At 70.0% G+C, this 8624-nt stretch carries 7 protein-coding genes, 1 tRNA gene and 2 pseudogenes; 5 read left to right on the top strand and 5 right to left on the bottom strand.

Annotation, left to right across the window (positions count from 1 at the left end; genetic code table 11):
- Positions 1–52: 52 nt before the first annotated feature.
- The gene (locus ACFWN1_RS29575) at positions 53–2158 is read right to left on the bottom strand and encodes a DEAD/DEAH box helicase (RefSeq protein ID WP_384368577.1); all 2106 of its coding nucleotides are present in this window, start codon (positions 2156–2158) and stop codon (positions 53–55) included.
- A 227-nt stretch (positions 2159–2385) separates the two neighbouring features.
- Positions 2386–2901, bottom strand: a complete 516-nt coding sequence (locus ACFWN1_RS29570) for a hypothetical protein (RefSeq protein WP_384368574.1) — start codon at positions 2899–2901, stop codon at positions 2386–2388.
- A 133-nt stretch (positions 2902–3034) separates the two neighbouring features.
- Between ACFWN1_RS29570 and ACFWN1_RS29565 the strand changes: the two genes are divergently transcribed.
- The 4 genes and pseudogenes from ACFWN1_RS29565 (at position 3035) to ACFWN1_RS29550 (ending at position 4398) form a co-directional block, all read left to right on the top strand.
- Positions 3035–3385 carry a metallopeptidase family protein gene (locus ACFWN1_RS29565; RefSeq protein WP_384368571.1) on the top strand — a complete coding sequence of 117 codons (351 nt, stop codon included), beginning with the start codon at positions 3035–3037 and terminating at the stop codon, positions 3383–3385.
- Position 3386: 1 nt separating this feature from the next.
- A pseudogene (locus ACFWN1_RS29560) lies at positions 3387–3698 on the top strand (hypothetical protein); the annotation flags it as partial.
- 112 nt (positions 3699–3810) lie between these two features.
- Positions 3811–3883, top strand: a tRNA-Glu gene (locus ACFWN1_RS29555).
- Positions 3884–3987: 104 nt separating this feature from the next.
- The gene (locus ACFWN1_RS29550; protein WP_384368568.1) at positions 3988–4398 is read left to right on the top strand and encodes a hypothetical protein; all 411 of its coding nucleotides are present in this window, start codon (positions 3988–3990) and stop codon (positions 4396–4398) included.
- Here the strand turns inward: ACFWN1_RS29550 and ACFWN1_RS29545 are convergent.
- Positions 4387–5475 carry an IS630 family transposase gene (locus tag ACFWN1_RS29545; protein WP_384368565.1) on the bottom strand — a complete coding sequence of 363 codons (1089 nt, stop codon included), beginning with the start codon at positions 5473–5475 and terminating at the stop codon, positions 4387–4389. The genes ACFWN1_RS29550 and ACFWN1_RS29545 overlap by 12 nt on opposite strands.
- A gap of 256 nt (positions 5476–5731) precedes the next feature.
- Positions 5732–6682, bottom strand: coding sequence for an NADP-dependent oxidoreductase (locus ACFWN1_RS29540; RefSeq protein WP_384368562.1), 951 nt, complete (start codon positions 6680–6682; stop codon positions 5732–5734).
- An 83-nt stretch (positions 6683–6765) separates the two neighbouring features.
- Here ACFWN1_RS29540 and ACFWN1_RS29535 point away from each other — a divergent pair, with 83 nt between their 5' ends.
- Positions 6766–7338: a TetR/AcrR family transcriptional regulator gene (locus tag ACFWN1_RS29535; RefSeq protein ID WP_384368559.1), complete on the top strand. Its 573-nt coding sequence runs from the start codon at positions 6766–6768 to the stop codon at positions 7336–7338.
- Between the two features lie 62 nt (positions 7339–7400).
- Here the strand turns inward: ACFWN1_RS29535 and ACFWN1_RS29530 are convergent.
- Positions 7401–8619, bottom strand: a pseudogene (locus ACFWN1_RS29530) (IS701 family transposase).
- Positions 8620–8624: the final 5 nt, after the last annotated feature.

Below are 8624 nucleotides of genomic sequence, written 5' to 3'. Positions count from 1 at the left end.
GTACCGCACCGAAGTGCCGTACGGGCCCTGCTCAATCGGTCCTCACACGAGGTCAGCCGTTGTGCTTCCAGCGGGGCTTGTCGTCGCGGCGGCCGAAGGAGGAGCCGTTGCCGCGGTGGTCGTCACGGCGGCCGGAGGGACGGTCATGGCCGGCGGGGCGGAAGCCCGGACGGTCGTCGCGGCGCTCACGGTTGAAGGGGCGGTCGCTGCCCCGGTGGCCGCCACGGTCGTCACGGCGGAAGCCACCGCGGTCGTCGCGGCGCTCGAAACCACGCTCGCCACGGTCGTCGCGGCGCTCGAAACCACGGTCGCCACGGTCCTGGTTGGACGGACGGCGCTCGTCACGGCGCTCGCCGCCACGGTCGTCGCGGCGCTCGAAGGAACGGCCACCACGGTCGTCACGGCGCTCGAAGTTGCGGCCGCCACGGTCGTCGCGGCGCTCGCCACCACGGTCGTCACGGCGGAAACCGCCGCGGTCGTCGCGGCGCTCGAAGGAACGGCCGCCACGGTCGTCACGACGCTCGAAGCCACGGCCGCCACGGTCGTCACGGCGGTCGCCACGGTCGCGGTCGAAGGAGCGGCGCTCCCGGCCCGCCGGGCGCTCGTCGCGCTCGGGCTCGCGCGCCGCCGGACGCTCCGCCTCGACGGCGGCCTCGGCCACGGCCTGCTCGGCCGCCGCCTGCGCCTCGGCCACGGCGGCCTCCGGGTCCTCGCCGCGCTCGCGGGCGACCCGCGCCACCAGGCGGTCGGCGTCCTCGCGCAGCTCACCGGCGCGGCGCTGGGCGCGCTCCAGCTGCTTCACCAGCTGGGCCACCTCACGCTCGGCCTGCTGCGCGGCGTTGCCCGCGGACTCGGCCTGCACCTCGGTCATGGAGCGGGCGCCGGTGATCTCGGCGACCTCCGGCTCGAAGGCACCGGCCCCCTGGATGATGTGGCGCGCGGCGTCGACGCCCGCGTCCTCCATCAGCCGGAAGATCTGGCGGCGCTGGTGCGGCAGGGACAGCGAGACGACCGTGCCGGAGCGGCCCGCGCGGGCGGTACGGCCGGAGCGGTGCAGGTAGTCCTTGTGGTCGCCCGCCGGGTCGACGTTCAGGACCAGGTCGATGCCGTCGACGTGGATGCCGCGCGCGGCGACGTCGGTGGCGACGAGCGCGTTGACGTAGCCGTCCTTGAAGTCGGCCAGCGTCCGGGTGCGGGCGCCCTGGGTCATGCCGCCGTGCAGCGCGTCGGCCTTCACACCGGACTCGCGGAGCTGCTCGGCGATGCGGTCGGCGCCGAGCTGGGTGCGGACGAAGATGATCGTGCGGCCCTTGCGGGAGGCGATCGCGGCGGTGACCGGCGCCTTGTCCTTGGGTTTCACGATGAGGATGTGGTGCGACATGGTCGTGACGTTGCCCTGGGCGCTGTCGACCTCGTGCGTGACCGGGTCGGTCAGGTAGCGCTTGACCAGCGTGGAGATCTCGTTCTCCATGGTGGCCGAGAACAGCATGCGCTGGCCGTCGGCCGGGACCTGGTCGAGCAGCTCGGTGACCTCGGGCAGGAAGCCCAGGTCGGACATCTGGTCGGCCTCGTCGAGGACCGCGATCTGGACGTCCTCCAGCGAGCAGGCGCCACGGTTGATGATGTCGCGCAGGCGGCCCGGGGTGGCGACGAGGACGTCGACGCCGCGCTCCAGGGCGTAGATCTGGTTGCCCATCGAGGTGCCGCCGCAGACGACCTTCATCTTCAGGCCGAGCACGTCACCGTAGGGCTGGAGGGCGTCGGCGACCTGCATCGCCAGCTCGCGGGTCGGCGTCAGGATGACGGCGCGCGGGCGCTTCTTCTCGGTGCGGCCGCCGGCCAGCGTGGCCAGGGCGGGCAGACCGAAGGAGAGGGTCTTGCCGGAGCCGGTGCGGCCGCGGCCGAGGATGTCCTTGCCGGCCAGGGCGTCCGGAATGGTCGCGGCCTGGATCGGGAACGGGGTGGTCACGCCGTTCTGCGCGAGCTTGCGCACGATGCCCTCGGGCAGACCGAGGTCGGCGAAGGTGATCTGGGGGGTGGTGTCGGCGGCCTCTTCGGCCTCGACGACAGCGGTGACCTCGTTGGCCTCGTCCACGAGGACGGTGGCGTCCTCGGGGTTCTCGGGCACGACGAACTGGTCAGTACTGGAAACGGACATGCGAATGCGAAACCTTCCGGAGTCTCTCGGCACGCGCCCGTCAACTCCGTGATTCGCTCAACACAACCGCCTCAATGCGGTCCGTCACGGCAAGGGAGAGTACGCGCCACACGGCGCGCTCTGCGATGGCGCCGGGCAAATGGGATCAAACGATCTACTACCATACGCACCCCCCACCCCCAATGGCAAACCGGCACGTCAGAGGCGGTCCGACGCCCCCCGGAGCCTCAGACTCCGACGCGTACGACGGGCAGCGGAACCCGTCCGCCGAGCTGCGGGGCGGGGTCCTCGTGGGCCGACGACGACGGCTCGGCCGACGGCGGCTCGGACTCCACCGGCGGCGGGGTCGACACGGGCGGCTCGGGCGGCGCGGAGGACACCGGAGGCGGCGTCGGCTCCCCGGTCGGCACCGGTTCACCGGGCAGCACCGTCTGCCCCGGCTCGGACGGCGCCTCCGAGTCCCGGCCCGGCTCGCGCTCGTCCGCCGAGGCGGAGGCCGACTCCCCGTGCCGCTTCTTCTTGCCGCCGCGCCCGTGCTTGCCGTCGCCCCGGCCCTCCTCGTCCGCCTCCACACCGCCGCCCCCGGACACCGGCCCGCCCCCGGAGGCCGCCCCCTCCCGCTGGGCGGCGGAGTGCGGGGTACGGGCGGGGCCCACGTCGTCGCCGACGCGCACACAGCCGGAGGCGGCGGCCACGGCCAGCACCGCGACGACCAGACGGACGGGTAGGTACGAGCGACGCACGACGGCCACCTCCGACAGCGGGGAACGGGAACGCCCTGCCCAACTCCCGCCGCCCGCAGGAGGACACGCCGCCCGTCGAGCCCGCCCGCGCGTACACCTCCCGCGGCGGGCGCGGGTCCCGGACAATGGCCGTGTGCTGGAGATGACACGCGACAGGTTCGAAGAGCTGGTGAGCGAGGCCCTGGACCGGCTCCCGCCGGAACTGACCCGGGTCATGGACAACGTGGCCGTCTTCGTGGAGGACGAACCCTCCGCCGACGACCCCGAGCTGCTCGGGCTGTACGAGGGCACCCCGCTCACCGAGCGCGGTGAGTGGTACGCCGGGGTGCTCCCCGACCGCATCAGCGTCTACATGGGCCCCACCCTGCGGTACTGCGAGACCGCCGACGAGGTGGTCCACGAGGTGGCCGTCACCGTCGTCCACGAGGTCGCCCACCACTTCGGCATCGAGGACGCCCGGCTGCACGAACTGGGCTGGGGCTGAACCACCGCCCCGCGCGGTGGCCTACGAACCGAGGGCCGCCACCGAGACCGACGGCACGGTGCACCTGCCGCTCTGCGGGCTTCTGCGCACCCGGGGCATGAAGGTCCTTCCGCTGCGCACCCGGCTGCGCCGCGAGGGCTCCACGGGAGGCAGCGGACCGCGCGTGGTGGAGGGCCGGTACCCGGCGCCGACCGAGGCGTCGGTGCTCTACCTGGACCGGGACATCCGGCAGTTCCAGGCATGGGACGCGACCAGGCTGGGCGGTCTCGGGCGGACCACGGCGGAGGTCAGCCGGCAGCTGGTGAAGCGCTGAACCGCGGCCCGGTGTCCTGCCGGGGGCGAAGGGTTTTGCCCATACCGCTCGCGATCCCCTATGCTTCAGACGTCCCCGACGCGTCGCGATGCGGCGCCCAGGCGGGCCGATAGCCCTCATCGTCTAGCGGCCTAGGACGCCGCCCTTTCAAGGCGGTAGCACGGGTTCGAATCCCGTTGGGGGCACAACGCTATAGACCCCCTGACCTGCGGAAACGCCGGTCAGGGGGTCTTTTTTACTGTTCTGGTGGGCACGAAGTGGGCACCAGACCTCATTTACAGTCCTGAGCATGGCGTACATCGAGGTCAAGCAAAGGCGTGACGGACAGTCCAGCTACGTCGTTCGCTGGCGCGCGGGAGGCACCCGCAGCGGTAGCAGAGCGTCCGAGTCCTTCGACGATGAGCCGTCGGCGGAGAAGTTCAAGAATCTCGTGGACGGCCACGGACAGCAATGGCCCCCTGGCTGGATACGCGGTCAAGGGTTCGTGGAGAACGTCCGCACACCGGAGGAGATGTTCGAACCGTTCGCCCTCCGCCACATAGATCAGCTCACCGGGGTACAGGGCGACACGAAGGCCGAGTATCGGAAGCTCGTCCGACAGAAGCTCTCTCCGTGGTTCCGCGACTACTCCATGCGCGATGGAGAGGGCGGGCTTGCTGCGGACGCGATACGGACTTGGGTCAACGATCTAGTGTCCTGAGTCGTTAATTCGTGTGCAGTATGCGGCGAGGGTGTCGAGGATGTCGTCGGCGGTCTTCGTCCAGATGAACGGTTTGGGGTTCTTGTTCCACTCGTTGATCCAGCGGCGGATGTCGCGTTCGAGTTCGATGACGCTGCGGTGGGCCGAGCGGCGGAGTTTGCGGCAGGTCAGCTCGGCGAACCAGCGTTCGACGAGGTTGAGCCAGGATGCCGAGGTGGGGGTGAAGTGCAGGTGGAAGCGGGGGTGTCGCAGGAGCCACTTCCTGACCGGTTCGGTCTTGTGGGTGGCGTGGTTGTCCAGGACCAGGTGGAGTTCGAGGTGCTGGGGGACGGCGGCGTCGATGACCTTCAGGAAGCGGAGGAACTCCTGGTGGCGGTGGCGGCGGTGGTGCTGGGCGATGACTGAGCCGGAGGCGATGTCCAGGGCGGCGAACAGGCTGGTGGTGCCGTGCCGGACGTAGTCATGGGTCATCTTCGCCGGCGTGGTCGGCGCCATCGGCAGCACCGGCTGGGTCCGGTCCAGGGCCTGTATCTGAGACTTCTCGTCCACCGCCAGGACCAGGGCGTTCTCCGGTGGTGACAGGTAGATACCCACCACGTCGCGGACCTTGGTGACGAACTGCGGGTCGGTCGACAGCTTCCAGGTCTCCACGATGTGAGGCTTGAGGCCGAACGCCCGCCAGATCCGCGAGACAGCCGACTGCGACATCCCCGCCGCCTGGGCCATCGAACGTGTCGACCGGTGTGAGTCACCCGTCGGCGGCGTCTGGCCGAGTGTCCTGGCGACCAGGGCCTCGACCTGCTCGTCCGTGATCCTGCGCGGGGCTCCCGAACGTGGCTGGTCCACCAGGCCCTCCAGGCGGTCCGCGACGAACCGGGACCGCCACTTGCGCACCGTCTCCCGCGAGACGCCCAGGCCATCCGCGACCTGCGCGTTCGGCAGGCCCTCCGCGCACGCGAGCACGATCCTCGACCGCAGCACCAGTGCCTGAGACGCCGTCTGCTTGCGCAACCAGCCTCTCAGTACCCGGCGTTCGTGATCGGACAACTCCAGAGGCAACGGCTTCGGACCAGGCACCGCCCCACCCTACAACCGCAAGCGAACTAACGACTCAGGACACTAGGACAGCATAGGCCCTGTGTCACCTGCGAATCCAGGACGCGCTTCGGCCCATCTTGTGATTAGAGTTCCACGGCAAGAACAGCAACTTGGCCGCCTAATACTCCAGTGTGACTTCGCGATCTTGCAGGGACCCTGGTCGGGAACGGGTGCGGTCACCGTGTGATCATCGGGGTGTGTGGACTCCTTTCGCCTGACCAAGCCAGCAAGGTGATCACAGGACGAGCACGAGTTTGCCGCCGGGGCGGCGGGATTGGCTGAGCTTGGCCGCTTCCTGGATCTGGTCGAGGGTGTAGGTGCGGGCGACCGGTACGACCAGGATGCCTTCGCCGGCGAGCCTGGCGAACTCATTCATCTGGTCGTAACGGATCTCGGTGGTGATGCGGACGCCCAGTTCGGCTGCGGCGGCGAAGTCCGAGACGGTGAGGACACGGTCGGGGTCCCCGGTCAGCTCGATCAAGGTCGGTAGCGAGCCGCCGGCCGGACTGGGCTGGTCGGCGCGGTCGATCCGGCCCCCGGTCGGCGTGGTGTCCAGGGCGCGGTCCACGGGGCCTGAGGTCAGTGCACTGACGCGTTCGGCCATGCCCTCGCCGTAGGTGGTCACCTGGGCGCCGATCTCTTCCAGGGCGGCGGCCCGAGTCGGCCCGGCTGTGGCGATCACCCGAATACCCCGGTGCAGCGCGAAGCGCACCGCCGCCTCACCCACGGTGGTGCCCGCGCCGTGGACGAGCAGCACCTCACCCGGCTGGACGCCAAGGTCGTCGAGCGCGCGCCACGCCGTCTCGGCCGCCATCGGCAGCGCGGCGGCCTGCCGGGCGCTCACGCCCTCGGGAATGCGTGCCCAGGCCGGCATCAGCGCGTACTCGGCGGCGCCAGCCGTCGGGCCGTCGAAGGTGGCCGGGCCGAACACGCGGTCGCCGATCTGGACGCCGTCGACGCCCTCGCCGAGCGCGTCGACGGTACCCGCGACCTCAAGGCCGAGCCCGCGCGGCAGCGGCGGCAGATGGTCGGCGAGGAGACCGTCGACGACGTGCCAGTCGGCCGGTGTCAGGCCGCACGCCCGCACGGCGATCCGGATCTGGCCGGGTCCCGGCTCCGGCTGTGGGACGTCGCGGAGCACGATCACGTCCGGGGAGCCGAACCGTTCGAATTGCAGAGCCTTCATGACGATCTCCTGGCTGATGACAGCATCTGTTGTCATTGAGGGTATCAGCTGATGACAGCTTCTGTTGTCGTAAGCTGGTGGGTATGCCGCGATGGGAATCTGACGCACAGGGCCGGCTCGAACGCGCAGCGCTCGAGCTGTTCGAGACGCAGGGGTTCGAGCGCACCTCAGTCGCGCAGATCGCAGGCGCCGCCGGTCTGAAGGAGCGCTCCTTCTATCGGCACTTCCCCGACAAGCGGGAAGTCCTCTTCGCCGGCAACGGCCTCGAGGCCCACCTCGTTGCTCAGGTCGAGGCGGCCGACCCGGGCCTCACCCCGATCGAGGCGCTGCTGACCGCGCTGGGAACCGCCGAGGGGATCTTCCGCCCACGCGAGTTCCTGCTGCGCCGTGCAAGAGTGATCGCCGCCAACCCGGCACTGGCCGAGCGCGATCTGATCAAGCTCGCCGACATCGCCGAGGCGCTGGCACCGGCGCTCGAGCGCCGCGGCGTCGAGCCCGGAAAAGCACGCTTCATCATCGACGTGGTACTGGCGATCCACCGGCGCGCCATGCCCCGCTGGCTAGCCGAACCGGACACCACCCTCGCTCAGCTCATGGCTCAGGCCACCGACGAGCTGCGCGAAGTGGTCGCGCCACCAGCTCCAACGATCCGCTGAGTCGGCCGCACACATGCCCCGCAGGTAAGCGTAGAAGCGGCTGTCCGGGAAACGGCCTTACCTCAGTGCGGCTTCCTGGTCCATCTGGTGGGTTCCTTGAGAGATCGTCGCCGGTAGTGACTGCGTCGAGCCGCTGACTGATGGTGTCGGCGCCAACTGGACCAGTGCAGCAGTTTGGCCGTGGCGATGGCCGGCGGAGTGAGGGCCGCAGTGAGCAGGCGACGGATCTCCGGGACGGTCAGATGTATCAGCTCATGTTTTTGGGTTGGGTGGTGTGGTTCTGTTGGCCGGTGGGGTGCGACGGCGACGGCGGTGAGGAAGGCTAGGGCGAGCATGGCGAAGGTGATGTGCCGGTGCCATGAGGTCCAGTGCCTGACCTGGTAGTGGTCGAGCCCGACCTGGCTCTTGGCGGCCTGGAAGCACTCCTCTATGCCCCAGCGGGCACCGGCGACGGACCAGTTCTGCCAGCGTCACTTCGGTGGGTGACCAGCACCGGTAGAAGGCGAGTTCGCCGGTGGTCCGGTTGCGGCGGATCAGCAGATGGCGGTGGCTGCCAGTCCCGATGTGGACCCACGCCCAGTCGTAGTAGCGCGGGCCCTTCGCGCCGTTGCCGGCACTGTGCCGTTGCCAGGCCGTGGCGGGCAGACGGCCGGCGACGGTGTCCGCGCGGGCAGGGGCGCGGCCCTGGTTGATCCGCACTCTCGTCGAGCAGGCGACGGCCAGCACGTAGCCGGTTTCGCGTGCCTCCAAGGCAAGCCGTAGATGAGGGTCCTGTCCGTAAGCTTCGTCGCCGGTCACCCAGGAGGCGGTGATCCTGGCGTCCAGCGCGGTCTCGATCATCTCCCAGGCCAGGCGGGGCTTGGTCGCGAACTGCACGTCCTCGGGTATCCCGGCCTCGCGGCGGCGCTCGGGGTCGTTGGACCAGGAGTGTTCGGGCAGGTAGAGCCGACGGTCGATCAACGCCCGTCCCCGATCGGTGGCGTAGGCGAGGAACACGCCGACCTGTGAGTTTTCGATGCGTCCCGCGGTGCCGGTGTACTGCCGTTGCACGCCCGCCGAGGCGTGGCCCTTCTTCACGAAGCCGGTCTCGTCCACGATCAGCACCGCGCCGTCGGTGCCGAGGTGGTCGACGGCATAGGCGCGTAGGTCGTCACGGACGGCATCAGCGTCCCAGCGGGCGTAACGCAGCAGGCGCTGCATCGGTCCGGGCCGGACATGGCCGGCCTGTTCGGCCAGCTGCCAGCAGTTCTTGCGTTCGACGCCCGACAGCAGGCCGAGCAGATAGC

It is taken from the genome of Streptomyces sp. NPDC058459 (assembly GCF_042721685.1).
Lineage (GTDB): Bacteria > Actinomycetota > Actinomycetes > Streptomycetales > Streptomycetaceae > Streptomyces.
The sequence above is the reverse complement of the archived record's forward strand: the minus strand, read 5'-3'. Positions and strand labels throughout refer to the sequence as shown.